A 24,611-nucleotide genomic window follows, 5' to 3' on the forward strand; every position below is an offset into this window, starting at 1 on the left:
AACCGATGCTTGGGTCTTGGCGGCGGGCTTTGGTGGGTATCGCCTGCGGCTCCACCCACCCTACAAGACCATCCACCGTAGGGTGGGTGGAGCGCAGCGATACCCACCGCAAGACGCTTAGCGGTTGCGCAGCCGGATGCGGCGGAAGCGCGCTTCCAGGCTGAAGCGCTGTCCCAGCGCCAGGTAGATCTGGTGTTGGCTATCGACATGGCGGTAGACCCGGACCCGGTCGGCGCCCAGCAGCATCATGATTTCCAGATAGTTGAAGAAGCCCCATCCACTGGCCGCGTCCGTCGCGGTCGTCAAAATCGATGTCGCGCGCCACGCGGCTGAGCAGGCCCTTGCCGACATATTCGCGGTTGTCCTTCATCCATTGCAGCAGGTGGGCCGCGCATTCGCGGCCATAGGCGCTGTCGGCGGGGTAATCCTTACGGGGCGTGGGCATTTGCCAGTAATGCCGATAGGTGCGGCCGGGGCAGAAGCGAACAAAGGGAAGCAAGGCTTCCTGCTGTTCCAGCGAGTGCAGTTTGTAGCGACGACGACGGGGGAAGTTTTGAGAATGTTGCATGGTGTTTCTCCTGCTGTGACACAAGATAAACCACCTGCCGGGTGAGGCTGAGGTGAGGCAGGCGCGTGGCAGGATTGGCGTACCGGTCCGAAGTCTTGCCGGCGAGCGCATAGCGCTCTCCCACCATGCGCCTGCCAAAACGGCCTTGCCATGGATAAAGCAGCCAACGCAGCATGCTGCGTTGGCTTGTCGACTTCGGAAACGGGACGCCAATCCCGTGTGCCGCTTGTTTTGGCGGCAACGTGGGGATTGTTGCCGAGGGGGCGGGCGGGGTCAAGGTAGGGTGGTTGGTGTGGCTCGGTGTGTGGGTTTTGTATCCGCTGCGCGGATGATGATTTTCATTGCCGGGGCTGCCCGGCGAGCAGGGAGGGGATATTTGCTTGGCCAAATATCCCCTCCACTCCTAAAGGCCACCCTGCAAGCCTGGCCTACGGCTTCCCGCCGGGTCCCGTCAGGCCCGAGGCGCGGCTGAACTCTCTACGTGCGAATCTCTGATTCGCTCAGTGATGGCGCGCTAACGTCGCGCTGCTCGAACAAGCAGCCGCTTAAAACCTCGGGCCCGCCACCCGACGGCAGGCTTGAAGGGATCTGGGGTGCGTCGGAGACGTGCTTTCTTCTTGATTTGTCTTAGATACCCACAGGCAGGGTCAAACTGGATAGTTATCCACAGAACTAGCCAGCAAAGCTAAATCACTCTTTCTTTTCAAAAAAAGACCACCTCATGTAGCGCCCAGGTGTCCCCTCGGGGCGCGCCGGAGAAAAAGGGGTCTGCAAGGTTTTAAGCGGCTGCTTTGTTTGAGCGATTTGACGCTAGCAAATCGCGAGTTCAGCCGCGCCTTGCAGGCCCCTTTTTCTTCGGGGTTTCGCGTCCTGGGGGACGAGGGGGGCTGGAAGGGGGCGGCGGCCCGCCCCCTCCCCGTTCGCCGCGCGGAAAGCGGCACCCAAAACATTATCCGCGCAGCGGATTCAACAGAAAAACCATCACCCATCACAACCCTAATCAAAGGAGAACCAGTCAATAAGCGTCGCACCGGAATAAACCAAAACCCCTACTCCATCACCCCATGCGCCCCATACGCCAGCCGCGTCTCCACCTCCCCAAACATATGATCCATGATGATGTCCCGCACCGCCGTCGCCGGCACCGACCCCGGCGGCAAACTGTCCGGCAAGGAACTGATCATCAACGGCCCGTGCTCCGGGTTCAAGGTGGGACGGCCATGCGAACCCCGCACCAAGGACGGGTCCAGCGGAATCACCTCCAACAAACTGCGCATGCCCAGCTTGCGCTTGAGCAAAGTCCAGCCAATGCTCAACTTCGGCCAGTTCAAGGTCGGGTCCAGGAACAACTCCACCGGGTCGTAACCCGGCTTGCGGTGAATATCCACCGTGCGGGCGAAGTCCGGCGCGTGCGCGTCGTCCAGCCAATAGTAATAACTGAACCAACGATCCGGCCGGCTCACCGCCACCAGCTCGCCGGAGCGCGGATGATCCAGCCCCAGCAAACGCTTGCCGGCCTGATCCAACACCATCTCCACCCCGTCCAGCTCCAGCAACAAGGCCTTCACCTCCGGCACCAGCTCCGGCTGACGCACATAGACATGTGCGATCTGATGGTCCGCCAGCGCAAAGGCCGCCGACGCGCCGCAATCCAACTTGTCCTCGCCCTGCTCCTCCCGCACCTTGAGCCAGCCGGCCATGCGCAGGATGCGGTTGATCGCGATATCGTTGCTGACCGGCGTGACCCCGTACTCGGACAGCGCGATGACGCGGCTGCCGTCGCGCTCCGCCTGCTCGATCAGTTCGCCGCACAACTGATCCACCGCCGCCACCTCCGCCGCCACCTCCGTATGGTCCGGCCCCAGCCTTTGCAGGCAGTAATCCAGATGCGGCAAGTAAACCAGGGTCAGCGTGGGCTGGCGCGAGCGGTAGAGATGCAAGGCGCAGTCCGCGATCCAGCGGCTGGAGCGAATGTCCGCCGCCGGCCCCCAAAAGTGGAATAACGGGAAATCGCCCAGCTTCTGGCGCAGTTCCGCGTGCAGTTCCGGCGGGTTGCAGTAAAAGTCCGGGAGCTTGCGGCCGTCTGCCTTGTAGATGGGCCGCGGGGTCACGCTCCAGTCCACGTCGGCGTACATGTTGTACCACCAGAACAACTGCGCGCAGCTGAAGCCGGCGTGCAGGCGCCGGGCCTCGTGCCAGAGTTTCTCGCCCTGGATCAAGGCGTTGTTCTGCTTCCAGAACAAAGGCTCCGCCAGTTCGCGCGAATACCAGCCGTTGGCGACGCAACCGTGCGCCTGCGGCAGCTGACCGGTCAGATAAGTGGCCTGCGCCGGGCAGGTCAGCGCCGGCGTCACCGCGGTGATCGGGCGCTGCGCGCCGCGCTCCGCCAGCCGGCTCAGGTGCGGCGCGTGCCGCAGCAGCTGCGGCGTCAGGCCCACCACGTTGAGAACGAGGGTGCGTTGCATGATGTCAGTCCACGATGTCCACCTGCGGATTTTGGCCGCGCAGCACGGAGTTGCCCTGGTACAGCCGGCGCTGGTCCACCGCCAGCGGGCTGTTGGCTTCTTCGATGTCCAGACGGCCGCTCTGGGCGAAGAAGTCCAGCGGATTGCGCCAGACTATGGTTTCGATGTCGCGCTCGGCGATGCCGGCGGCGCGCATCGCCTCCACGGTCTTGGGCACTTTCAGCGGGTCGCTGACGCCCCAGTCGGCCGCGCTGTTGATGATGATGCGTTCGCTGCCGTACTGGCGCACCAGCGCTACCATCCTCGGTTCGTCCATCTTGGTGTTGGGATAGATGGAGTGGCCGGCCCAGCAGCCGGAGTCCAGCACCAGCGGCAGGGTTTCTTCGGTGTTGTGGTCTATCAGCACCCGTTCCGGCGCGATGCCGCTGTCGCGCACCAGGGCCAGGCTGCGCAGGGTGCCGGCCTTTTTGTCGCGGTGCGGGGTGTGGACCAGCGCCGGCAGGTCGAACTGTATCGCCAGTTCCAGCTGGCGGGCGAAGTAGCGCTCCTCGGCCTCGGTTTCGTCGTCGAAGCCGATTTCCCCCACCGCCACCACGCCGTCCTTGTCCAGATAACGCTCCAGCAGCGCCATCACGCCGTCGGCCACGTCCGGGTTGTTGGTTTCCTTGGGGTTGAGGCCCAGGGTGCAGAAGTGGCGGATGCCGAATTGCGCGGCGCGGAAGCGCTCCCAGCCCAGCAGCGACAGGAAATAATCGTCGAAGCTGCCGACGTGCCGCCGCGGCTGGCCCATCCAGAACGCCGGCTCCACCACCACGCTGATGCCGGCCCGGCTCATCGCCTGGTAATCGTCGGTGGTGCGGGAGGTCATGTGGATGTGCGGATCAAACATTTTCATGATGCAGTCCTTGCAGTAGGAAAACGACGTCGTCGGACACGCTGCGGCCGGCGGCGCGGCGCTCGCTGGCGTAAGCGGCCACCATCTGTTCCAGCTCCGGGCTCCAGCGCCGCTCCAGGCCGGCGATGTGCCGCGCCGGCGCGCCGGTGAACAGCGCCTTGAGCACCAGCTGGTTGAAATTGAGATCGGGAAACTGTTGCGCCGGGTAGGCGTTGTCGCAGGCCAGCGCCTGGAACACGCCGGCCACGTGGCTGCGGCTGGCGTCGGTGGCCAGCGCCAGCCAGTCTTCCGGCCTGGGCAGCAGGATCAGCGCCTTGACCACCGCCTGCTGTTCCAGGCTGTCGCCGCCGCGATACAGATCGAAGGCCAGCGCCGCGCCGGCGCCGGCGGCCAGGGCGCGCAGCAGCAGCAGCGCGCGGCCGGCGTCGCCCGGCGACCAGGCTTCGGCGGCCAGCACATGCTGGGCCTGCAAGGCCTTGATCGCGCCCTTGGGCAACAGGGTCAACGCCGCCAGTTGCCGGTTGGCCACGCTGAACAGCCGGCGCGCGGCGGCGGGCTCCGGCACGGCGGCGGTCAGACGGCGACAGGACTCCAGCCACACCAGCGCCTGGGCGGCGTTGTGGCGGTCCGCCGCGTCCAGCAGGCTGGCGTGCAGTTGGTCCGCCAGCATGGTTTGCGTTTCCATCGCGCAGATTCTCCGTTCAAGTGCCCGGTACCCGGCGTTGCCAGCTCCGGGTCAGCCAGGCGGCCAGGACCGCCAGCGCCGCCCACTGCGGCAGGCCCGCGGCGGCGATGAACAAGGCGTCCGCCAGGGCGATGCCGGCAATCAGGCCGCCGACGGCGCGCGGCATGTCGCGGCCGGGTCCGGGCCGGGCCAGCCGCAGGCAATGCGCGCTCCAGCCCAGGCTGAGCAGCAGGAAGGGCAACGCCCAGGGCTGGAACGGTTGGCTGAGCAGGTAGAGCGGCGGCGCGGCCAGGCCCAGCAGCGGCGCCAAGCGGCCCAGGCCGGCGCGGCCTTCCTGCTTGGCCACGTAAGTCAGCGCGATCAGGTAAGCCAGCAGCGCCAGCGCCGCCAGCAGCAGCGGGCCAGACAGCGCGCCGGCGCCGAGCGCCAGGCCGCTGACCAGATAGACCTGCATCCGGCACAGGCCCATCAGCAGCGGGCTCAAGGGGTTGCCCTTGTGCCAGAGGTCGTAAAGCACCACGGTGGCGGCCAGGCATAGGCCGGCCAGCAAGGCGGACAGGCCCAGCGCCGCCAGCAGGGCGACGCCGACGGCCAACTGCGCCGAGCCGGCCAGCAGCACCAGCCGGGCCGACGCCAGCCCGGCGGGTATCGGCCGTTCCGGCCGTTCGCGCGCGTCGATGTGGCGGTCGCAGACGTCGTTCAGATACATGCCGGCCACATAGATCAGCGACAGCGACAACAGCAGCAAGGCGAGCGGGCCGCCGGCCGCGACGTGGCCGGACAGCGCGGCGCCGACGAGGACGTTGCTCCACACCGTAGGCAGGTTAGACACCCGTCCCAGCCGCAGCGCCAGCGACCAGACCCCGGCCACGCGCCGGCGGGTCTGGCGCGCGTGCCGCCGCGACAGCCGCCGCCGGGCGCTGGTCTTGGGTATGGGCAGCGCGGGCTGTCCGCTCATCGCAGCTGGCCCTCCGCCCATTGCAGTTCCCGGCAGATCGCCTCGCCCAGGTCGCCCTGGCGGTGGGCCGGCGGCAACACGCCCCAGCTATAGGTTTCCACTTCCAGATGTCCGCTCAGCGGGCGCTGGCGTTGCAGCGCCAGCAGCCGCGACAGAAAATCCTGGGTGCTGGCGAACGGCCCCAGCGCGGCGTGGCAGATGGGCACGTGGAAGTGGATGCGCCATTCGTCGGCCGGCTGCCGCGGCAGCGCCGCCAGCGCCGCCGGCAGGTCCGGATAACGCCACAACTCGCTGCCGCGCCGCGCCACCACTTGGTGCAGATAGGTGTCTTCGGCGAAGGCGCGCAGCGCCTCGGCCGCCATCCGGTCCGGCCGGGTCACGCGCAGGCCGGCGCTGAGCTGCAGCTTGGCGATGGCGATGCCGGCCTGGTCCAGCCGCGCCACCGCGTCTTCCGGCTGTTCGTACTCCACCGCGGCATGGCAGGCGTCCAGGCATACGCCCAGGTGGCGGCGCACAATGGCTTCGGCTTCCTCGCGTTTGACGCCGCACCATTTGGCCACCTGGTTGAGCGCGGCCCGGCTCAGGAGGTGCAGTTCGAAGAAGGCGACCGCGTCTTCGCTGGTGGCCAGCAGGCAGTCCGGTTCCGGCTCCAGCGCCAGCACGATGCGGCGGCCGCTGTCCTGCCGCAGCCGGTGCAGGAAGGCGGCGTGCTCCAGCAGATGGGTGGCGATCCACAGCGCGCCGCTGCCGTCGCCGCTCAGGTGCTGGCGGTAGCCGCCGGGCACGGTGCTGACGCTGCCGTATTCCAGTTCCGCCGGCAGCAGATCCGCCAGCAGCTGGGCCAGCCGGTTGCTGTAGATCAGCCGCTGCGGGTCGCGCCAGTCCGGCAGGTAGACGCCGTCCTTCACCGCCTGGCGGTGGAAGGCGCCGAAGGGGAAGCCGTTGAGAGTGAACACATAGCATTGGTGCTCGGCCAGAAAATCGCGGAATTCCGCCTGCGCCGGCGGCTCTTCCAGTTGCCGCGCCGCCAGCGCGGACAGCCGCAGGCCAAGGCCGAACGGCCGGTCCGGCGCCACCCGCGCCTTGATGCGCGGCAGGTGGAAGCCCAGTTGAGCGCGCAATTCCTGCCAGCTTTCGCCGGGATGGATATTGCTGCAGTAGCTCATGTGGACCGCGGGCAAATGGGGGGCCGACACGCTGTCCGGCCGTTGTTGGGGGTCAAGCAGCAACATGGTCATCGCTCCTGTCGCGCAGCCAGTCTATGGCCGCGTTCATCCGATCCGCGTCGATGGCGTGCACTTCCACCCCCTGCCCCAGACGCTGCAGCAGGGTGATGGTCAGATCGCCGCCAAGGTGTTCGCGGAACTCATCCAGCCCGGCCAGCACCTGGCGGCGCTCGCCGTCGCGCCAGTCCAGCGCCGGGTGCCACAGCGCAAAGCCCAGCCGCAGCAGCAGCCGGTGCAGGCTGAGCTGGGCGGCTTCGCGCAACAGGCCGGTCAGCACCGCGTAGCGGCAGTCCAGCGCCAGGCCTATCGCCACCGCCTCGCCGTGGCGCAGCGCGTAGCCGCTCAGCGCTTCCAGCTTGTGCGCGGCCCAGTGGCCGAAATCCAGCGGCCGGGCGCTGCCGAACTCGAAGGGGTCGCCGCCCTGGCCGATGTGGTTCAGGTGCAGTTCGGCGCAGCGCCGTATCATCCATTGCATCGCCTCGTCGTCGCCAGCGGCCAGCGCTTCGGCGTTGGCGTCCAGCCAGTCGAAGAAGGCGCGGTCGCGTATCGCCGCCACTTTCACCGCTTCGGCGATGCCGGCGATGCGGTCGCGGCGCGGCAGGCTGGCGATGAAGTCGTAATCGTTGAGCACGGCGAACGGCGGGGCGAAGGCGCCGAGGAAGTTCTTGGCGCCGAAGGCGTTGACCGCGGTTTTGACGCCGACGCCGGAGTCGTTCTGCGCCAGCACGGTGGTGGGCATGCGCACCACGCGCACGCCGCGGTGCGTGGTGGCCGCGGCGAAACCGGCCATGTCCAGCAGCGCGCCGCCGCCGACGATGACCAGGCAGCTGTGACGGTCCACATGGCATTGCTGCAGCCAGCTTTGCAGCGCGAGCAGCTGCTCCGGCTCGTTCTTGCACGCCTCGCCCCCCTGGGCCAGACGCGGCGGCGCGGCCAGTTCCAGCGCGGCGCGGTGACGCCGGGCGTAGCGTTCGAAAGCGGCCGGCAGCTGCGGGTGGGCGGCGGCCACTTCTTGGTCGATGAGCGCCACGAAGCGGTGCCGCCGTTCCGGCTCCCGCCGGCAGATGGCTTGCCGCAACAGCGGGTTGCCGGGGTCGCTCAGCAGGCCGCGCCCGAAATACACCGGGTATTCGAACGGCACGCTGAAACGCTGCATGGTCATGGCCCCGGCGCTGCGGCCGCCTGCGGCGTCGCTGAGGCCTGGCTTGCTGGCTGACAGTGGCATGGCTGTGCTCCTAGAAAACCGGTTCATGATCCGCCGCGCGCCGCGACATCCTCGCGCGGCGCGCCGACGAGGCGGAAGAGACGGCAAACGCGGTCCGGCGCTAACCGGACCGCTTGGGCGCTACTCCTCCGCCGACGCGTTTAATCGCTGGTGTCCATGCCTCCTTGCGTGTTGACGTAGCGATAGCTGGGCCCGGCCGTCTGCGCGCTGCCCGGCGCCACCGGGGTCTCCATCAGGCTGACCGCCTGCACCTTGAGGTCGTACATCAGGCCGATGGCGGTGTCGATGCGCTTGGGCTCGCCGTTGAAAGCCTGGTGCAGGGCGTTGAGCAGGCTGCTGTAGCTGTAGGCGTAGGCTTCCACCCTCACCTTGGCCTGGGTATTGTCCTGGTAGTCGTAATCCTGCGGATTGGACACCATGGGGTAGACCCCGGCCGGGTCGTAGGGCACTTCCGCGCCGGCGTAGGCGTAGCCGCCGTCCGGGGTGCTGACGATGCGGCGGCCGTAGTAGATTTCGCCGAACTTGTAGTAGTGCGCCGGGTTGCCCGGCGATTGGTTCGGATTGGTGCTGGTGCCCTCGCCTTCAACGATGATGATGTTGATGGCGTGCAGGGCGCTGGCGATGTCCTTGATGGGGAACAGCCGCTCCGGCGAAAACCAGCCCAGCACCTGCTTGGGCACGGTGGCCGGAATGAAGATGCCGTCGCCCAGTTCTTTGATCTTCTTTTTGATCGCGTCGTAGAACTCGCCGATGGTGGCGTAGTCCGGCTCGTCCTCGGCGGCGAGCTTGGGCGTTTCCACCGGCACCGGGTCTTCCGGCTCCTCGATCACCATGAAGGTGTTGAACACCAGCTCCTTGGAAAAGGGCTCGATGCCCACGATAAAGTCATCGCCGCCGATGGACATCGGCAAGGGCCCCGGATACTTGGGGATGAACGGCGGCTTGTTGATCTGCGGGTGGCCGCCGATGGAGATCAGAATATTGCCCGCGATGCACATGTGCAGCATTTCCTGCATCACGATGCTGTGGATCAGCAGGCGGATTTCCTCGTTGTAGCCCGGCTTCAGCGAAAACATCGCGGTCAGATAGGGCGGGATGGTGGCGTGCTCCAGTTCCACCGCGTTTTGCAGGTAGTAGTGCAGTTCGGCCGCGGTCTTGGCGGCGCGGATGCCGTGGATGATGCTGCGTTGCAAGCGAATCATGGCCTGTTCTCCCTCAATCCTTGGACGGCGCGGCTTTGCGCTGCGCCTGGCGTTGCATCACCACCGCGGTCTTGCCGGCAACTTGCAAGGCGTCGAGGCTCACCGCCACCGCGTCGGTGTCCACCGCTTGCGGCGCGGGCAGGACGGCGGCCTTGGCCGGCGGCGCACCCTTGAGCGGTTTGCCCTGAGCGTCGGTCTGGTTCAGCCACTTGAGGATGATGGCGCGTTTGTCTTCGGACAGGTCGCGCGTCACCGGCATGTGATTGGGGTCGCTCATCGGCAGGGCGAACGCCAGTTTGAGGATGTCCACATGGCGCACCACGGAGTCGTAATCGCCCAGGTCCACCACGTATTTGCTCATGATGGGATAGAGGTTGCCGTACTGGACGAAGATGGGCCGGATATCGTCGTACCAGGTGGGGTGTTCCGGCACCGGCACGCGGTTGAAGGCCAGTACGCTGACAAAGTTCCAGTAATTGCTGACATAGCCCTGCGGCTGATGCTGCAGCTGGTAGCCGATGCCGTACAACTGGCCGTCGATATAGCCGCGCGGATTGCCCGGTCCGGCCGGAATCGCGCCTATCTCCGCGCGGCCGTGGCCGTTGTCGTTGGTGTGGAAACAGGCCGGATAGTGCACCGCGTCCGCCGGCACGCTGATCCTGGGCGGCAGCACCGGTTTATTGTGCGGCGGCGACGGCGGCAACGGTTGGCCGCCGCCCATCAGGGTGGCGCCGTTGGGCAGCAGTTCCACGTTCACCTGCGCGGACAGCGGCTTGCCGTAGCGGCTGGCGAAGAAGCTGACCGGCAGCTGCTGGCCGGCGTTCAGCCGCAGCACGTGTTCGTCGGAACGCACATAGAGACCGTCGATGGACTCTTGCACCAGCACCTGGAACACGCCGCCGGACGGCGCCAGCAGCAGCACCGGGCAAGCTTCCAGCGCCTGCCTGGCGCCGGGGATGGCCGAGTAATCGAAGTCCTGGATCGCCGCGGTCTGGCGATACCACTCGGACGGCTCGTCGCTGGCCGCCGCGCCCGGCTGCGGCGGGTCGTAGGCCACCTGGCCCAGCACGATGACCTGGTCCTTGGGCAGATTGCCGCTGATCGGCGCATGCGCCGGCTGTTTCAACACCCCAAGCGTCAAGGTGCCCATGTCGACGAAGGCGCCGCTGGCGTCGACGATGGGCAGGGCGTTGCCGAAGTCCGCGGTCAGCGTCTGGCGCTCCGGGTGGTTCTGGCACTGGAAGCTGTAGACGCCGCCGGAGGGCACCATCGGATATTCATTGGGGTTGGGGTCCAACTGCGCGGTCATTTGCCGGCCCATGACGAAGTGCCGGGGTTCGCGGTCGTGGTAAGGACCGATGGTGCCGACGATATGGCCCTGGGTATAGCGGGGAATGGACGGGTCGCGGCCGTAGCCGAACAGATTGAACTCGATGGCCAGCAGGCCGTGCTGGCTGGCCTTGCGCAGCGCCTCCAACACCGGCGAGTGGCTGTGCCCGTGCCATTGGACGTTTTCCAGGATGGACTGGTAGTTGGCGGCCAGCAGTTGGTCCGAGCGGATGCCCTGCTGCTGGCGCTGCCACAGATTCATGAAGCCCACCGGCAGCATGTCGCCGATGAACAACGCGCGCTCGACATTGTCGGTCAGCCGCACTTGCAGCGCCCAGATCTGGGACACCATTTGCTGCTGCGGGTCCAGGTCCGCCATTTTGCCCGGCGCGCGGCAATCGGCGTTTTCCATCGCCATGCCGATGATGGGGTCCTGCGCGCTGCTGGTGACCGGCTTGCCGTTGAGGCTGGCGCCGGTGACGCTGCAGCTGACGAAGCGGAAAATGGCGGTGCCCTGCGGGTTCCAACCGCCGTCGCCGCCGGTCGTGGACAACTGCTGGTATTCCTCCTTGAAGGCGTCGGAATCGTAATAACAGACATTGTTGTTGACGGTGGACACGTCCGACTGGAAGTAGCCGGAAAAGTGAATGCGGGGAGAGTCGAGATAACTCATGGCGGTTCCTTTACGGCTGCAAAGTGGCCCAACTCGGGTCGGGTTGAGCGTTGGCCTTGTCGGCCGCCGGCGCGTCGGTCTTGCCCTTGTCCGGGCAATCGGTGGCGAACAGGCAGCACCATTCCGGCTTGGCCGGGCACATCTCGGCCACTTTGAGCCAGGTCCGTTTCGGGTCCGGCTTCTGCGCGCGGAAGTTGCTGTAGTTCTGGCTGACCATGGGCGCGTCCGGCGGAGAGCCGGGATCGCCTGAGAAGAAGAAGGACTGCGGGTGCCGGTACGGCGCGCCCTTGCCGCCGTCGCGGGTCGCTTGCTTGTAGAAGGCGTAGCCGAACAGGATGCTGCCCGGCTGCACTATCCGCGAGTACGCCTGGACGCTGCCGTTCAGGTGCGTGCTCTGCTCGGCGTTGTACGGCAGATGCTTGATGAAGTCGCGGCGCGGCGGGTGATTGTCCAAGGAGAACTGGCAGCACTGCGGCGTGCCCTTGGGCCGGTCCGCGTAGCGCAGGAAATAAGCCTTGTTGCCCAAGGACACGAAGGAGCAGCTGTACTGGTTGCTGCCGGGGAAGATGGGCAGGCAGCGTTTTTCATAGTGTTCCATCATCGCGCCGCGGCCGTCGCCGTCCGCCGGCACATAGCTGGCGTCGTAGTAGCTGGCGCCGTAGGACTTTTCATAGTCCTGACCCTCGCTCATGCCGGCTGGCGGCGAGGCGTACGGCGGCGGGTATTGCTGGATCGCCGCCTGATTGAAGATGCGATACATGGTCCAATCGCTGACCCACCACTCGGGGAACAGCGGATCGCTGGGTTCGCCGGGCTTGCGCGGATAGACGCAACTGCCCGGCAACAGACAGCCTACGGTGTTGTGCACGCCGCCGGTGTAGTAGCTGTGACGCCCAGCCGGCGTGCTTTTCAAGGCCTTGAGCGCGGCGGCCGCGGAGGCCTCCGGCATGTCGGCGGCCTGGGCGCCGGCGGCGACGCAGGCCAGAAGCAGCCACCCCCAGCGCGCGCTGGCGGTGACAGACTGTTGCAATGACATCGATCGTGCTCCTTGTATTGGAACCCCCGGTGCCATCCGCCCCCTTGGCCGCCGCTTCCTGCCCGACGCGCTACGGACGGCGCCGCTTCACGGGCGGCTGACCCGCCCTCCCTGATGCAGCGCACTACGTATAGTCACTTAGTATTAACACACAGAAAAACACATGCTTTTATCATGACTTGTAAGTGTGGTTATAGCCGGCGGCGGATCAGTCGCAAAGGAAAATGTGAAATGCGGACTAAAACGACGCGGGCGCGACAGTCCTCTTCCCGGCCTTGACCCCAAGCTCGGCGCTGGACGACAATCCACGACGCGCCGGCTTTCCCGACGCCGGGAACGCGGCCCGCGCAGGCCGGCAGCCGCCCCGCCATGGACTTGCCCGCTTCCGATCGGTCCCGGACAGGCTGCGCCGACATCAATTGGAAACCTCATCATGGCCCTCTCCTCCCTCCCCTCCGCCGCCGAAGGCCAAGCCACGCGTCAGCTGGGGCAGGCCATCGCCCAATTGCAGGCGCTGCGTCAGCAACATACGGAATTGGGCGTGCTGGACGCGGTGATAGACGAGTTGAGCCGCTGCCGCCAATCCATACGCCAGATCGCCAGCCGCCACCTGCTGGAGCTGGACGCCGCCAACAGCAGCCTGGGCGCGGCCTTGCAACTGCTGTGGCAGAGCGCAGACGGCGGAACGCAAGACCAGCACCTCGCCTTCATGCTGGAACCGCTGCATGCGATGCAGCTGAATGCGGCCAGCGAGTTGAACCGCTTGCTCTAAGGGATTGATTCAACACGCAAGCCAGCCCCGACGGAGAGATCCGTCGGGGCTGGCTTGTTGACGCCGCGGCCCAGCTAAGCGCCGCGCCTACACCGGCCCGCCCGTCATGCCGCCCGGCGCCGGATGCACATGGCCGGCCAGGCTCTTGCCGCTGGCCACCACGTCGCCGCCGGCGTTGTTGAAGCTGCCGCCGCTCTGGCTGATGTTGCCGGAGAAGCTGGCGCCGCTGCCGCCGGAACCGTTCAGGCCGCCCTGATAGGTGAGCAGACCCTTGACCAGCAGGGTGCCGCTGATCTCGGTGGCCGGCGCGTCTATGCTGACCTTGGCCCCCGCCTTGAGGACGATTTCCGCCCCGGCCTCCACCACCACTTTTTGCACCCCGCCGCTGACGGTGAGCTGATGCGCGGCGCGGTCGTATTCCAGCGTCGCGCCGTCGGCGAAGCGGCGATGCCATTTATCGACGCTGGCCACCGGCACCGCGTCGGCGGCGGAGAAAATGGCGCCCAACACCACGCCGTCCTCGCCGCGCGCGTCCAGCAGCACCGCCACCTGCTCGCCGATGTCCGGCAGCCAGTAGTCCTTGTCGCGGCCGCTCTTGCGGCTGAGCACCGGCAGCCAAGCGGTGCGCAGACGCCCCAACTCCGGCAGCCGCACTCGGACGCGCTGGGTATTGGCGTCCACGGCGGAGACGCTGCCGAACTTGAGGGTGGCCAGCGCTTCCGGCAGGGGTACGTCCATCATGGCTTGCTCCTCTCTTTTTGCGGGTTTTGGGCGGCGCCGGCGCTCACCCGTTTCAATTCCAGCTCGCACACATAGCCGTCCTGGCGGCTGATGCGGTGGCTGGCGCGCTGGATCTGGTAGCGGCCGGACAATTTGCCGAAGCCGTCCAGATCGATATTGCTGCCGGCGGCCAGCTGCGGCGAGCCGTCCACGGTGATGGACATGCGGGTGCGGTCCAGTTGGCGGCGCTCCAGCTCCGCCGCCGCCATCTGTTCGGCCTGGCGCTTGCCGGCGGCCTTGCGGGTGAGCTTGACGGTGTCCGCGCTGCTGGCCTTGCCGCCCGGCGCCTTGGCGTCGGCGCGCACGCTGGCGGTGCGCAGCGCGCGCTTGGCCGGGTCGTGATAGCTGACGTCCACCTGGGCCGGCACCTTGCTGAGCTGGTCCTGCGCCTGCCAGGCCATCAGCTGGGCCGGGGTGTAGCGGCGCACGCTGGCGCTCCGCATCAGGTCGCTGCGCTTCCAAAACACCAGCTTGCGGTTGTTGTCCATCACCTTGCAGACATAGCCGTGCTGGTCCGCCACCCGTTGCAGGAATTGCAGATCGGTTTCGTGGTACTGGGTCAGCCGGTCTATGTTCACCGTCTCGATCTTGCCCTGCAGCTTCATCCGGTGGCGCTTGGCGATGCGCTGGGCCAGCGCTTGCAGCGTGATCTGCTCATAGGCGCGGCCGTTCTTGGTGCGCAGCGGGTGCTGCACGCCGGTGGCCAGCGCGCGGATGCGCACGGTGGACGGCGGCGAACGGTATTCCACTTCGTCGATGTCGAAGCTGCCCGCCGCCACCAGCGCCGCGCCGCGATAGCCCAGTTTGAGCGCCAGCGTGGCGCCCTTGTCCGGATACCAGCCGTCCAGCCAACGGCCGTCCACGTCTTCCAATTCCACGTCCAGCTCGTCGGATTCGCCGCTCAGGTGATCGGTATAGCTGACGCTGAGCGCGTGGCGAGCGATGTTGGCGGTAATGGATTTGCCGTTGTAGCTGAGTTCGAAGGCCGGCGTCGGCACCTCTTGCGCGCGGCTGTCGCTCATGAGCGCCTCCACGGCGGCAGTTGCTCCAGCGCCTCGCTGTCCGCGGCCTCCAGCACCGGAACGGCCAGGATCAGGCCGGCGGGCAGGGTTTCGCCTATGGGAATGTGGGCGTTGTTGGCGATCAGCTGCGCCATCTGGCCGACGTCGCCGTAATAACGCCAGGCGATCTGGTCCCAGCGTTCGTTTTCTTGAGTCACATGATTCAGGAACATGGGGTCACCTCAGGATGCGCCGCACCGCGGCCTTGGCGGCCAGGCCGGCCAGCGGCTCGGCCAGTTCGCGCAAGGCCACCTCGGAGCGGCCGTTGATTTCTTCGCAGGCGGCCAGCTTGTCCAGCACCTGGCCGGCCTGGGTGCCGGCCAGCAGCCGGCCCATCGCCGTCATATTGAGCTTGGCCTGCTGCAGGCTCTGGCCGACACGCACCGCGTCGCCGGCCAGCTTGCTGTATTGCTCGAACTTGGCCATCTGCTCGCCGCTGACTTGCAGCCCGGGAGCCAGCGCCTGCACCTCCTTGAGCAGGCCGGGCAGCTTTTCCAGCGCCGCGGCCGGGTCTCGGCCGGCCAGCTGGCGCAGTTCGCGCGCGGTGTTGATCACGGTCTTGACCTTGCCCACCACGCTTTTGACCTGGGCCACGGTCTTGGCCAGGCCGGCGATGTCGGCCTTGAAGCGCTCCAACCCGGCCGGCAGCTTGAGCTTGCCCGCGGGCAGGCTGGCGGCGGCCTTGGCCAGCGCCGGCTTGGGCTTGGGCGGCGCGTCGCCGCCGTACTCGCGCAGGCTGAGCTGGGCCTCCACCGCCAACAGGCTGCCGCTTCGGTCGGTCTGGCGGCCGGTGCTTTGCAGTTCGGCGATGACGAAGCGGCCTTTGTAGTCGCCGTTGCCCAGCACAAACGCCAAGGCCTGGTGCTGCAGGCGCGCCGCCTGCAGCTTTTGCAGCTCCTCGTCCGGCTGGCAGTAGGCGGCGTGCAGCACCAGGTCGATGCGGATTTCGTCCAGCTTGTCGCCGACGAATTGCAACACCGGCTTGCCGCCGATGCGGCCGTGTTCGGCGAAGTCGCTGCCGCTGCGCTGTTCCAGGCCGTCGAAATAACTGATCAGATCAAACTCGATATTGCCCAGTACCGCGTACATGGGTTGCCCTCCGAATGGGTGGAAAGAGGACCCGGCGCGCGGGCGCGCCAGGCTCCGCGACTCAAGCGCGAGCGCTGTAACTGCGCCGTTGTCTGTCCGCCTCGTAGCGCCGCATCAGGCGTTCGAACTCGGCGTAGGACAGCTGCACCGCCTGCTGCACCTGCTGCTTGACCGTGGCCGCCGCGCTGGTGGTGACGGTGATGTGCGGCGCGAAGGTGACGTTCATGCCGCCGCCGGCGCTCTTGCCCGGCGACTTGGCCGCCGCGCCGCCTTGTTGTAGGCGTTGCAGCTGCTGGCTGCGCACTTGCGCCTGGGCTTGCGCTTGAAGCTGCGCAGGCGCCTGGGTCGCGGGCGTCGCGCCGCCCGCCGTCGGCGCTTTGGCCTTGCCGGGCATGGGCGCGCCGTGAATGGCCTGGCCCACCTTGCCGCCGGCCCATTCCCCGGCGTACTTGCCGGCGAAGTGACCGATGACGCCGCCCACCAAGGTGCCGACGCCGGGCAGAATCATGCTGCCTATGGCCGCGCCCATCGCCGCGCCGCCGATGGAGCCGCCGGCCTTGCCGCCTATCTTCCAGTACTCCTTGTTCTTCTCGGTCTGGCTGCGATTGGACTTGCTGACGTTCCACGCCTCCTGGCCGGCCTCCAACGCCGTGATCACCGAACCGGCGACGCCGGCCTTGAGCAGGCCGCCGGTGCGCTTGAACACTTCCTTGCCGATGCCGAGTCCGGCCTTGGCCACGCCGGCGCCGGCCTTCAACAAGGGCCCCGCGCGCTGGGCCGCCGCCTTGGCCAGCTTGGCCGCGCCGCCGATGCCGCCGCGCGCCAGCCCGGGCAGGCGCTTCAGCCCCGCTCCGGCACGGCTGGCCACCGAACCCGCCGCCCTGGCCGCGCTCTGCGCGCCGGCCTTGGCCTTGCCCGGCAGGCTCTTGAGCCAGTCCCCGGTTTTCTGCGCACCGCTACGCAGCATGCCAGGCACCTGCTTCAGCGCATTGCCCAAGCCTTTGATTCCGGCCTTGGCCAACGCCGCGCCGCGACGGAACGCTTCGCCGATGCCGCCTAGCAGGCCGCGCCCCTTGGGCAGGCGCCGCGGACGCGGGCTCCGTCTGGGGCTCCGTCTGGGGCTCGGTCTCGGCTGCGGGCTTGGCCTCCGTTTCGGGCCGGGCTTGGGCCTGGGTCGCCGCTCTTTGCGGCCGCGCTCGCGCCGGCCGTCCTTTTTCTCTTTCTTGCGACGTTCGTCCCGATCCGGGTCCATGCCGTCGCCGGGCTTGTCGATGTCGCGCGTGGCCGGCTGGCAGCAACAGCAGCAGTTCTCGGGCTTGGCCTCCATGCAGCCGCCGGGCTTGTCCATCTGGCTCTGGCTGCTTCCGGGTTTGTCCGTCTCGCTCTGAGTGGCGCCCGGCTTGTCTTCCTTGAACCATTCGCTGCCGGCGGCCCAGAGCTTGCTCAGCAAGCCGCCCTTGGTGTCCTGGTAACGGCGCAGCGATTTGCCCACCTTGTCGCTGATCTCGCCGGCCTTGGTCGCGCCGTCCTCCAGCGCTTTCACCGAGCCGAGCAGGCTTTCCACGCTGGGCAGCTTGCCGCCCAGCAAGGGGTTGAGCTTGCCGTGCACATAGCGCAGCGCCTTGTTGCCCATGCCTTGCGACAAGGTCTTGTGCACGGTGCCGGCCGCCTTGGCCACATCGCGGCTGATGCTGCCCACCTTGTCGTTGAATTCGATCAGGGGCGTGGCGTCCGGCGCCGGCAGGCCTTGCAATAGACGAATGGCGGAACGGATCTTGCCGCCGCCGGCCTTGCCTTTGGCCGCCGCGCCTCCCGCCTTGCCCGGCTGGGCCGCCTTGGCGCCGTCTTCTTTCAGCAGCGTCTCACTGGCGGCGGCGATCTTGGCCAGCACGCTGCCCGGGGTGTCGGCGTAGCGGCGCAGCGCCTGGCCCACTCTGGCCGCGCCCTTGGCGACGGCGTCGCCGGCGTCGCGAGTGCTTTCCAGCGCGCCCAGCATGGCGTCCACGCTGGGCAGCTTGCCGCCCAGCAAGGGATTGAGCTTGCCGTGCACATAGCGCAAGGCCTTATTGCCCAGGCCTTTGGACAAGACTTCGTGGGTTTTGCCGGCGGCGTCGGACAGCCAGCGCGAGGACAGCTGAACAGCGTCGGCCACGCCTATCCATCGCTGGATGCCGGGCGTGCGCAGACGCAGGAGGGTGGATTCGAGATCGGGCGGCGCGTCCTTGGACTTGTCGCCGCCGTCGCCGCGCGGAGTCGGGCGCTTGGGCACGGTCGGCGGGCGCGGATTGCAGGTGGCGTCTTTTTGCCGCTCCTGGCTTTCCAGCACCCGCTGTTCCACTTCGATCACCGCCTTGACCTTCACCGAGGCCTGCAGCTCGACGCGGCACTTGGCCACCATCTCGCTGACCTGGGACACGCCGGGCAGGGCGAGCTTGACGCCCTGGCCGCGCTTGACGCTGTCCAGCCAGGCGTCGTGACGCCGGCGCAAACGTTCCAGCGTCAACTCCAGCTTGCGGTGATCCCGTTCCAGCTGCGGCAGATCCAGCGCGGCGAAGGCCTTGCGGGAACGCTCCACGCTGTCGCTCAGCTCGCGCTGGCGGTCGCGCAGGCGCAAGCTGGTCTTGCCCAGTTCGTCCAAGGAGGCGCGGGCGGAACGGAAGGCGTTGTCGAAGACCCCGGACAGCGTCGCTCCCACCTTAAGACCGATGAAAAACTCGCTTACCATGGTGTTAGCCTGTGAGTATGAGGGGAAGGCCGCCAAACCAGCTCCGGCGGCTCCGGGTGGGGCCGGCGGGCGTCCTGACGGACGGGCCGGCCCCGGGCCGCGCGGACGCGCGGCGCAGGAAAAATCAGTCTCGATCCAGCCACTGCTGTTCGCGCTCGTGACGGCGCTGGATCTCTCGCTCCGCCACCTCGCACCAAAACCAGTAGTCGTCCATCGCCAGCGCGTCGATTTCCGACGGCGGCAGGCCCAGCACGGTCAGCAGCGCTTCGTCGAAGTCCTTAAGCGTCGTCGGAGACGCCCACCATGTCGCGAAAGCAGTCCGCCAGCGCGCGGCTGTCGGCGATGTCGAGCTGGTCGATGTCTTCCAGCGTCAGGCCGGTCATGCGCGCGAACAGGAAATCCTCCTGGTCCGCGTCGTCCTGGCTGTGATGACTGGCGGCTTTGAGATCCGCGCGCTTCAGGCGGCTGATGTCCAGGCTGTCCAGACGTTCGCCGGCGGCGTTGGTGAACGGGTATTTGAGTTTGATCTTCATGTGAGCTCCTTGGTCGCAGGCTGCGTGGTTGATGAGCTTCATTGTCCGGTTTACGGCCCGGCGGGTCTGTTAAAGCCCTTTAGGGAAAGGCTTGAAGCCGCCGGTCGCCTCCCCGCGGCTCCGGCGGACCCGGCCAAGCCGGGTCCAGCCTCGTCAGCGCGGAAAGAGAGAAACAAGCCGGCCGGCGGCCGGCCCCCCATCAACCGCCGATATTGCGACGGTACAGTTCCAGCATGTCGTTGCCGCCCACCCGGAAGATGTTGGCCAGGTAGTCCAGCTCCAGCACATCCTCGCCGTCCACGACCTGCTTGATGTAGGTGGCGGAGAAGGAAGAGCTGAAATCGGCGTTTTCATGCTGCTTGTAGGTGCCCAGCGGGTTCTTCTTGAACATCACGGTCAGGAAGGTCACCAGGCTGACCTGCTGCAGGCGGCCCTGCGCGCCGTAGGTCTCGATGCTGGAGCGGGCCTGCAGCTGCACCGCCTGGAACGGATTGGCGATGATCTTGGCCACGTCCTTGTACAAGGAGTTCCACTTGATCTCGCCTTCCAGCTTGTCGAAGCCGGCCGGCAGCTCGATCTTGCCTACCATGCCCAGCGCCTTGTGCTCCTGCATGATGGCGGACACGTCCGGCAGCTTGATCTCCTCGGCGCGGCCCAACAGCGAGTTGCCGTTGATGTAGATGTTGGCGTTGGTGATGCGGTTGATTTCAATCTTGCCTGCCATGATCAATTGCCTCCCTTCAGGCTCAACAGGTATTCCGAGGTGATCTCGGTCTCAAAGGTCAGACGTTCCAGCGGCGGCGGCACCGTGTACTTGTAGCTGATCAGCAGATGGCCGGCGGCCAGCTCGGTCTCCGGATTGCGCGCCACGTCGAACCAGGCCTTGAAGCCCAGCAGCGCGCCGTCGCCGATCAGCTTGCGGCCGTAGCCGTTCACCGATTCCACCAGCGCGTCGATGGTGGCCTGGTTCAGCGGCATGTCGATGAACTGCTGGCTGAAATAGCGGATCGACTCATTGATCACGTCGCCGGTGCGGCGCACGTTCTCGAAGTTGCGCATATGGCTGACGGTGGGCCAGGCGGCGGTGCGGTTGCCCCAAAGGCGGAAACCCGAACCAAAGCTGGAGAACACCGTGGTGATGCCCTGCTCGTTCAGCAGGTTCACCTCGGACTGCGGATCGTCAATCATCGCGGTCAGCTGGCGCTCCACGCCGATGACGCCGGCCAGCTCCTGGTTGGAACTGGACCACCAGAAGCCCTTGTCGTTGTCCACCTTGGCGCGCAGGCCGGCGGCGCGGGCCGACAGCGGCTCCAGACGGGTGTCGTTGGTGGCCGGGTCGAACACCTTGACGTGCGGATAGCACAGGCGCACGCGGTCGCTGGAGGTGTTGAAGTTGATGCCGCCGGCCGGGCCGCGGCCCGCTTGCGCCTGGGCGAAGCTGGTGCCGATGGGCGCGTCGACATAGGCGATGGCGTCCAGCTTGTCGGCCATGGCCGCCATCGCGCTGGCCACCGAGTTCTGAGTGCAGAAGCCCGGCGCGATCAACAGCTTGGCGAAGAAGCCGAAACGGTTATAGGTGTCTTGCAGCGCCTTCAGGCCGGTGCGGTTGCCGGCGGCGTTGACCGCGCCGATGATGTCGGCGGCGGTGACCTTGGCCGGGTCGGCGTAGTCATAGCTGACTTTCAGGCCGGCGCCGGCGGCGATGGCGCCGTCCTTCAGCCGGGTGATCTTGCCGTTGACCGCGTCCAGCAGGTAGTCGGTGCCGGCCACGTAGGCGGTGGCGCCGTCGGCGCTCTTCACCGTCACGTTCAAGAGCGCCGCCTTGGCGGTCTTGCCCTGGCCGGTGGCCGCGTCCAGCGTCACGGCCTCGCCGGCGACCGAGCTCTTGTGCAGCGCCGGGTCCAGCACATTGATCACCACCACGGTGCCGGCGCCGTGATCGTAGATCGCGTTCAGCGCTTGCGGAATGGTGAAGCCGGCCAGCTGCGGGCCAAAGGCCGCCCCGTCTTTTTCCGACAGGCACAACACCGGGGTATTGGCCGCTTCCGGCGCCAGCGGCGCGGTGCCGATCAGGCCGATCACCGCCGATTTGACGGTGCGCACCGGGCGCGCGCCGCGTTCCACTTCAATGGTTTCCACGCCATGCAGATAATTGGCTGCCATGCTCAAGCTCCTTGTTCAGCGCTAGGGGACGTCGATGCCGCCGCCGCTTGCGGCAACGGGCTCAGATGCTGCAAGGCCAACAGCACGCGGGTGTAATCGTGCTGTTCCGGCATCTCCACCTCGGCGCCGGGAAACAACATGATTTCCTGGCCGTCGGCCAAAGTGACGCCGCTGATCGGCCCGGAATACAAATACTTCATGCTTGCTCCTCCTTAGTGACTGCGGTTAACACAGGCTCATGCCCCGGGGCCGCCTCCGCCACCTGCAAGGTGTCGGCGGCCAGCGAAATGGCGTAACGGGCGATGCCGTCGCTGAAGCCCAAAAAGGTTTCGCTCGACAGACAGGCGGGTCGGCAATCCGGCGCGGAGAATCCCAGGCAGGCGCGCCGCGCCGCGTCCAGCGCTTCCGTATCGTTGACTTGCGCGCCGGCGCGCCGCAGCAGCAGCGTCAGCTCCAACTGCAGCGTGCGCAGCTGGCAGACGCCGGCCACATCGCGCGGCAAGGCGAATTGGCTGCCTCGATAGCTCAACAAGAGCGCGCCTTGCGGATGTTCAAGCCGGTAATCGGCCGGCGCGGCGCAATGCTCGACGCTCAATGACGGCAAAACGCCGCGCAAACGCGCCAACAGCGCGTCAACGATTTGGGAAGTGCTGGCCACGGGCGGGCTCCTGGACATCGTGGGAAGAAAGGCGAGATCACTCGCAAGGACGGTTGCCGACGACGCCTGGCCATCGAACGAGGGCAAGGATGCGCCATCGTCCCCATTGCGGTCTTTTAACCCTCTTTACAGAAAGCCGGACCGCGCCGGCGCTGACAGCCGTCATCCGGGCCGCGCGCGCGAAGACGGCGATAATGGCCGTCATCGATACCGCCGCCAAAGGACAACGCCATGCAAGCACGCTTTCGCAGCAAAGGACCGGAACTGCTCGTCGACCTGGCCCAGCACGTGGCCATGACGCTGAAACAGCTCGCCAACACCGAACAACAACAAGCGGAGCAACTGGGGCAGGAAATCGCCGAACGCATGGCCAAACACTGGGGCGGACAGAACATCTACTTTCCCATCGGCTTGTCCTATCAGTCCTCTCTGCGCGACCAGCAGATCTACGGCGAATTCACCGGCGGCAACCACGCGGAACTGGCGCGTCGCTACGGCGTATCGCTGCAATGGATCTACAAAATCATCAAGACGGAACGCCAAAGGGAGCTGGAGCAACGCGCCGGGCAGACCGGCTGAACACGCCCCGCCGCGCCCATGAAAAAAAGCCGCTCCTCCAAAACCGGAGAGCGGCTTTTCTGACTCAGACTTTAAACAAACTCAATCCAATAAAGACTTGATTTAAAACATTTATAGTAATTTTCTATTAAATATAGTTTTAATATATTAATTTTTTCCTGGAATCAGTCCGGATACCGCCTATACCTAGAAGGCCACACCACCACAGCGGCCACAGACCGCTGAGCGCAACGTCACTAGATCAAACGGGGTATCCACATGACACATCCAGCGCCTCTCGCCGCCATGGCTTTCCTGTTGCTGTCGTCTTTTGCTCACGCCGACGGCGGGGTCATCACCTTCAGCGGCCGCATCGTCGAAGCCCAATGCCCGTTGGCGCTCGACGCGCCCAGCCGCGTCAACGGCCCCAGCAGGCTGGAAGTCGGCAAATGCAAGGCGCCGGTCCATATCCAGGCCCTCGCGGCCAACGGCGAGAACCTGCCGGTGCGCGCCAACGCCGACGCCCTAGCCAGCAGCCAGGTCGCCGCCAAAGGCTACGACCTGGATCGCAGCGACAAGCTGCGCAGCTTCAATATCCTCACGCCCAAAGACAAGCAGCGCGGCCAACTGGTGGTCAGCTATTACTGACGGCCGGACGCAACAAAGCCTCCCTTTGGGGAGGCTTCTGTGTCACCATTCAACAGCGCAATGCATAAAGCCCAGCTCCTGGTGCGTTGCGGGGTGGTGTCGGAGGTGAAGCAGCTGGGGGCGGATGGCGGTTTCGCTCAGTACGGTTTGACGGTGGAAGCTCCTTTTTCGCTGCTGCGCTATCGGCGGACTTCACGCGTGTTCCAGGACTTGACCGTGCCAGACATCATTAAGCAGATTCTGGCAGAGCATCAGGCGAATAATGCTCAGTTCGCACGGGTTCAGACTTTGGACATTCAAGTAGGTCCGGCTTCGCCGCGCAGCTACTGCCTACAGTACCGTGAGAGCGACTATGACTTTATCGTGCGCTTGATGCATGAAGAGGGTTACGGCTGGCGGTTTGCCCACTCTGAGAAAGACAAGCTGCCGCAAGTACAGCTGATCCTGTTTGATGATCCATTTGGATTGCCCGCCGCCAGCATGGAACGTCTTCGCTTTCACCGCAGCGATGCGACGGAAGAAGAGGACGGCTTAAGCGCTTGGGAGTCTTCCCGGCAAATCGTATCCGGCAATGTCGCTCTGGCGAGCTTCGATTACCAGCCGGTCACCAGCAATATGACGGGCGATGAAAGCCAAATCAATCAGGGCCAGAGTGGCAAAGCCTTACAGTCCACCTTGCAGGACTACGCGCCGCAGACGCTTTACTATGCGAGCGATGCGGAGCAATTTGGGCATTACGCGCAGCTGCGGCAGCAGGCGCATGATTTACAGGCCAAACAGTTCAGTGGCGGTGGCGCGGTCAGGGGGCTGCTGCCGGGCGAATGGTTCCGTCTGGACAACCATCCCAACCATGACGGGGACAGCAGCGAGCAACGTGAATTCGTGGTGACCAAACAGCGCTTCATCGCTCACAACAATCTTCCCCAAGGACTGAAGCGGCTGCTTCAAACCGCCACGGGTAAAGAGCAAACTGAACCCGCGCCTTACCAAACCACCTTTACCGCTCAACGGCGCGGCATTCCGCTGACGCCGGCATATGCCTATACCCGGCACGCCAAGCCAACGAGTTTGGGCAGCCAGACCGCTACCGTGGTGGGGCCAGCCGGCGAAGAGGTGCATACGGATCAATTCGGACGCATCAAGGTGCAATTCCATTGGCAGCGCCCTGAAGAGCATCCCGGCATCGGCGCGGCGATGGATGATAAGTCCTCTTGTTGGATTCGAGTGGTGATGCCTAGTGCCGGGGCGGCTTGGGGGCATCAGTTCATTCCCCGCATCGGTCAGGAAGTCTTGGTGGACTTTCTGGAAGGAGACATTGACCGTCCTGTCGTTGTTGGCGTGCTCTATAACGGCAGCCACGCC

The 24,611-nt window shown here is 66.0% G+C and carries 26 protein-coding genes; 4 read left to right on the forward strand and 22 right to left on the reverse strand.

Features of this window, described 5'->3' with window-relative positions; genetic code table 11:
• Positions 1–117: 117 nt before the first annotated feature.
• The 11 genes from DB032_RS24775 to DB032_RS23170 form a co-directional block, all read right to left on the reverse strand.
• Positions 118–249 (reverse strand): hypothetical protein, encoded by a 132-nt coding sequence (locus tag DB032_RS24775; RefSeq protein WP_255411666.1) that lies wholly within the window; start codon positions 247–249, stop codon positions 118–120.
• A complete protein-coding gene (locus tag DB032_RS23990) occupies positions 200–568 on the reverse strand; it encodes a hypothetical protein (RefSeq protein WP_146176775.1) in 369 nt (122 codons plus the stop codon). The genes DB032_RS24775 and DB032_RS23990 overlap by 50 nt, the downstream gene beginning before the upstream one ends.
• A 1,049-nt stretch (positions 569–1,617) precedes the next feature.
• On the reverse strand, positions 1,618–3,033 hold the full coding sequence (locus DB032_RS23130) for an alkaline phosphatase family protein (RefSeq protein WP_107801520.1): 1,416 nt from the start codon (positions 3,031–3,033) through the stop codon (positions 1,618–1,620).
• Positions 3,034–3,037: 4 nt separating this feature from the next.
• Complete coding sequence (locus DB032_RS23135; RefSeq protein WP_199225975.1) at positions 3,038–3,928, reverse strand: TatD family hydrolase; 891 nt, start codon at positions 3,926–3,928, stop codon at positions 3,038–3,040.
• Positions 3,915–4,613 (reverse strand): EboA domain-containing protein, encoded by a 699-nt coding sequence (locus DB032_RS23140; protein WP_107801522.1) that lies wholly within the window; start codon positions 4,611–4,613, stop codon positions 3,915–3,917. Before DB032_RS23140 ends, DB032_RS23135 begins: the two co-directional genes overlap by 14 nt.
• Positions 4,614–4,629: 16 nt before the next feature.
• Positions 4,630–5,571, reverse strand: coding sequence for a UbiA family prenyltransferase (locus tag DB032_RS23145; protein WP_199225976.1), 942 nt, complete (start codon positions 5,569–5,571; stop codon positions 4,630–4,632).
• On the reverse strand, positions 5,568–6,803 hold the full coding sequence (gene eboE, locus DB032_RS23150; protein WP_158274405.1) for a metabolite traffic protein EboE: 1,236 nt from the start codon (positions 6,801–6,803) through the stop codon (positions 5,568–5,570). Before eboE ends, DB032_RS23145 begins: the two co-directional genes overlap by 4 nt.
• Positions 6,790–8,022, reverse strand: a complete 1,233-nt coding sequence (locus DB032_RS23155; RefSeq protein ID WP_199225977.1) for a 3-dehydroquinate synthase — start codon at positions 8,020–8,022, stop codon at positions 6,790–6,792. The genes eboE and DB032_RS23155 overlap by 14 nt, the downstream gene beginning before the upstream one ends.
• 140 nt (positions 8,023–8,162) lie before the next feature.
• A complete protein-coding gene (locus tag DB032_RS23160; protein WP_107801523.1) occupies positions 8,163–9,224 on the reverse strand; it encodes a ferritin-like protein in 1,062 nt (353 codons plus the stop codon).
• A 13-nt stretch (positions 9,225–9,237) separates the two neighbouring features.
• Positions 9,238–11,226 (reverse strand): hypothetical protein, encoded by a 1,989-nt coding sequence (locus tag DB032_RS23165; protein ID WP_107801524.1) that lies wholly within the window; start codon positions 11,224–11,226, stop codon positions 9,238–9,240.
• Between the two features lie 10 nt (positions 11,227–11,236).
• Positions 11,237–12,262 (reverse strand): hypothetical protein, encoded by a 1,026-nt coding sequence (locus tag DB032_RS23170; RefSeq protein WP_107801525.1) that lies wholly within the window; start codon positions 12,260–12,262, stop codon positions 11,237–11,239.
• A 433-nt stretch (positions 12,263–12,695) separates the two neighbouring features.
• Here DB032_RS23170 and DB032_RS23175 point away from each other — a divergent pair, with 433 nt between their 5' ends.
• A complete protein-coding gene (locus DB032_RS23175) occupies positions 12,696–13,034 on the forward strand; it encodes a hypothetical protein (protein ID WP_107801526.1) in 339 nt (112 codons plus the stop codon).
• Between the two features lie 87 nt (positions 13,035–13,121).
• On the opposite strand, the gene DB032_RS23180 is transcribed toward DB032_RS23175, so the two are convergent.
• From DB032_RS23180 to DB032_RS23225, 11 genes are all read right to left on the reverse strand, one after another.
• Positions 13,122–13,775 carry a phage baseplate assembly protein V gene (locus tag DB032_RS23180; RefSeq protein WP_227106023.1) on the reverse strand — a complete coding sequence of 218 codons (654 nt, stop codon included), beginning with the start codon at positions 13,773–13,775 and terminating at the stop codon, positions 13,122–13,124.
• Complete coding sequence (locus DB032_RS23185; protein ID WP_233246771.1) at positions 13,772–14,836, reverse strand: phage late control D family protein; 1,065 nt, start codon at positions 14,834–14,836, stop codon at positions 13,772–13,774. The genes DB032_RS23180 and DB032_RS23185 overlap by 4 nt, the downstream gene beginning before the upstream one ends.
• Positions 14,833–15,048, reverse strand: coding sequence for a tail protein X (locus tag DB032_RS23190; protein WP_107801528.1), 216 nt, complete (start codon positions 15,046–15,048; stop codon positions 14,833–14,835). Before DB032_RS23190 ends, DB032_RS23185 begins: the two co-directional genes overlap by 4 nt.
• Before the next feature lie 4 nt (positions 15,049–15,052).
• Entirely contained in the window at positions 15,053–15,964 is a 912-nt protein-coding gene (locus DB032_RS23195) for a phage tail protein (RefSeq protein ID WP_107801529.1), read from the reverse strand.
• 61 nt (positions 15,965–16,025) lie between these two features.
• A complete protein-coding gene (locus tag DB032_RS23200; protein ID WP_107801530.1) occupies positions 16,026–18,689 on the reverse strand; it encodes a hypothetical protein in 2,664 nt (887 codons plus the stop codon).
• 124 nt (positions 18,690–18,813) lie between these two features.
• Positions 18,814–18,942 carry a GpE family phage tail protein gene (locus DB032_RS24780; RefSeq protein ID WP_191186169.1) on the reverse strand — a complete coding sequence of 43 codons (129 nt, stop codon included), beginning with the start codon at positions 18,940–18,942 and terminating at the stop codon, positions 18,814–18,816.
• 25 nt (positions 18,943–18,967) lie between these two features.
• Positions 18,968–19,222 carry a phage tail assembly protein gene (locus tag DB032_RS23205; protein ID WP_107801531.1) on the reverse strand — a complete coding sequence of 85 codons (255 nt, stop codon included), beginning with the start codon at positions 19,220–19,222 and terminating at the stop codon, positions 18,968–18,970.
• Positions 19,223–19,421: 199 nt separating this feature from the next.
• The gene (locus tag DB032_RS23210) at positions 19,422–19,946 is read right to left on the reverse strand and encodes a phage major tail tube protein (protein WP_043592621.1); all 525 of its coding nucleotides are present in this window, start codon (positions 19,944–19,946) and stop codon (positions 19,422–19,424) included.
• Positions 19,947–19,948: 2 nt separating this feature from the next.
• On the reverse strand, positions 19,949–21,385 hold the full coding sequence (locus DB032_RS23215; RefSeq protein WP_107801532.1) for a phage tail sheath subtilisin-like domain-containing protein: 1,437 nt from the start codon (positions 21,383–21,385) through the stop codon (positions 19,949–19,951).
• 2 nt (positions 21,386–21,387) lie between these two features.
• On the reverse strand, positions 21,388–21,585 hold the full coding sequence (locus DB032_RS23220; protein ID WP_107801533.1) for a hypothetical protein: 198 nt from the start codon (positions 21,583–21,585) through the stop codon (positions 21,388–21,390).
• Positions 21,582–22,043, reverse strand: coding sequence for a Gp37 family protein (locus DB032_RS23225; protein WP_158274406.1), 462 nt, complete (start codon positions 22,041–22,043; stop codon positions 21,582–21,584). The genes DB032_RS23220 and DB032_RS23225 overlap by 4 nt, the downstream gene beginning before the upstream one ends.
• A gap of 231 nt (positions 22,044–22,274) precedes the next feature.
• Between DB032_RS23225 and DB032_RS23230 the strand changes: the two genes are divergently transcribed.
• From DB032_RS23230 to DB032_RS23240, 3 genes are all read left to right on the forward strand, one after another.
• Positions 22,275–22,622, forward strand: a complete 348-nt coding sequence (locus DB032_RS23230) for a Mor transcription activator family protein (protein WP_107801535.1) — start codon at positions 22,275–22,277, stop codon at positions 22,620–22,622.
• Between the two features lie 258 nt (positions 22,623–22,880).
• Entirely contained in the window at positions 22,881–23,249 is a 369-nt protein-coding gene (locus DB032_RS23235) for a type 1 fimbrial protein (RefSeq protein WP_146176776.1), read from the forward strand.
• 60 nt (positions 23,250–23,309) lie between these two features.
• A partial coding sequence (locus tag DB032_RS23240; protein ID WP_146176793.1) for a type VI secretion system Vgr family protein occupies positions 23,310–24,611 on the forward strand: 1,302 nt, incomplete at its 3' end.

The sequence above is a fragment of the Chromobacterium sp. Panama genome (assembly GCF_003052555.1).
Classification (GTDB): Bacteria; Pseudomonadota; Gammaproteobacteria; order Burkholderiales; family Chromobacteriaceae; genus Chromobacterium.

Bases quoted from the DNA above. Each gene is read 5' to 3' on its own strand.
- DB032_RS23190 (WP_107801528.1), bottom strand. From the start codon at position 15,048: ATGTTCCTGAATCATGTGACTCAAGAAAACGAACGCTGGGACCAGATC.
- DB032_RS23990 (WP_146176775.1), bottom strand. From the start codon at position 568: ATGCAACATTCTCAAAACTTCCCCCGTCGTCGTCGCTACAAACTGCAC.
- DB032_RS23145 (WP_199225976.1), bottom strand. From the start codon at position 5,571: ATGAGCGGACAGCCCGCGCTGCCCATACCCAAGACCAGCGCCCGGCGG.
- DB032_RS23185 (WP_233246771.1), bottom strand. From the start codon at position 14,836: ATGAGCGACAGCCGCGCGCAAGAGGTGCCGACGCCGGCCTTCGAACTC.
- DB032_RS23155 (WP_199225977.1), bottom strand. From the start codon at position 8,022: ATGCCACTGTCAGCCAGCAAGCCAGGCCTCAGCGACGCCGCAGGCGGC.
- DB032_RS23170 (WP_107801525.1), bottom strand. From the start codon at position 12,262: ATGTCATTGCAACAGTCTGTCACCGCCAGCGCGCGCTGGGGGTGGCTG.
- DB032_RS23220 (WP_107801533.1), bottom strand. From the start codon at position 21,585: ATGAAGTATTTGTATTCCGGGCCGATCAGCGGCGTCACTTTGGCCGAC.
- DB032_RS23165 (WP_107801524.1), bottom strand. From the start codon at position 11,226: ATGAGTTATCTCGACTCTCCCCGCATTCACTTTTCCGGCTACTTCCAG.
- DB032_RS23130 (WP_107801520.1), bottom strand. From the start codon at position 3,033: ATGCAACGCACCCTCGTTCTCAACGTGGTGGGCCTGACGCCGCAGCTG.
- DB032_RS24775 (WP_255411666.1), bottom strand. From the start codon at position 249: ATGATGCTGCTGGGCGCCGACCGGGTCCGGGTCTACCGCCATGTCGAT.
- DB032_RS23230 (WP_107801535.1), top strand. From the start codon at position 22,275: ATGCAAGCACGCTTTCGCAGCAAAGGACCGGAACTGCTCGTCGACCTG.
- DB032_RS23180 (WP_227106023.1), bottom strand. From the start codon at position 13,775: ATGATGGACGTACCCCTGCCGGAAGCGCTGGCCACCCTCAAGTTCGGC.
- DB032_RS23135 (WP_199225975.1), bottom strand. From the start codon at position 3,928: ATGAAAATGTTTGATCCGCACATCCACATGACCTCCCGCACCACCGAC.
- DB032_RS23215 (WP_107801532.1), bottom strand. From the start codon at position 21,385: ATGGCAGCCAATTATCTGCATGGCGTGGAAACCATTGAAGTGGAACGC.
- DB032_RS23160 (WP_107801523.1), bottom strand. From the start codon at position 9,224: ATGATTCGCTTGCAACGCAGCATCATCCACGGCATCCGCGCCGCCAAG.
- DB032_RS23195 (WP_107801529.1), bottom strand. From the start codon at position 15,964: ATGTACGCGGTACTGGGCAATATCGAGTTTGATCTGATCAGTTATTTC.
- DB032_RS23210 (WP_043592621.1), bottom strand. From the start codon at position 19,946: ATGGCAGGCAAGATTGAAATCAACCGCATCACCAACGCCAACATCTAC.
- DB032_RS23140 (WP_107801522.1), bottom strand. From the start codon at position 4,613: ATGGAAACGCAAACCATGCTGGCGGACCAACTGCACGCCAGCCTGCTG.
- DB032_RS23205 (WP_107801531.1), bottom strand. From the start codon at position 19,222: ATGAAGATCAAACTCAAATACCCGTTCACCAACGCCGCCGGCGAACGT.
- eboE (WP_158274405.1), bottom strand. From the start codon at position 6,803: ATGTTGCTGCTTGACCCCCAACAACGGCCGGACAGCGTGTCGGCCCCC.
- DB032_RS23200 (WP_107801530.1), bottom strand. From the start codon at position 18,689: ATGGTAAGCGAGTTTTTCATCGGTCTTAAGGTGGGAGCGACGCTGTCC.
- DB032_RS23235 (WP_146176776.1), top strand. From the start codon at position 22,881: ATGACACATCCAGCGCCTCTCGCCGCCATGGCTTTCCTGTTGCTGTCG.
- DB032_RS23175 (WP_107801526.1), top strand. From the start codon at position 12,696: ATGGCCCTCTCCTCCCTCCCCTCCGCCGCCGAAGGCCAAGCCACGCGT.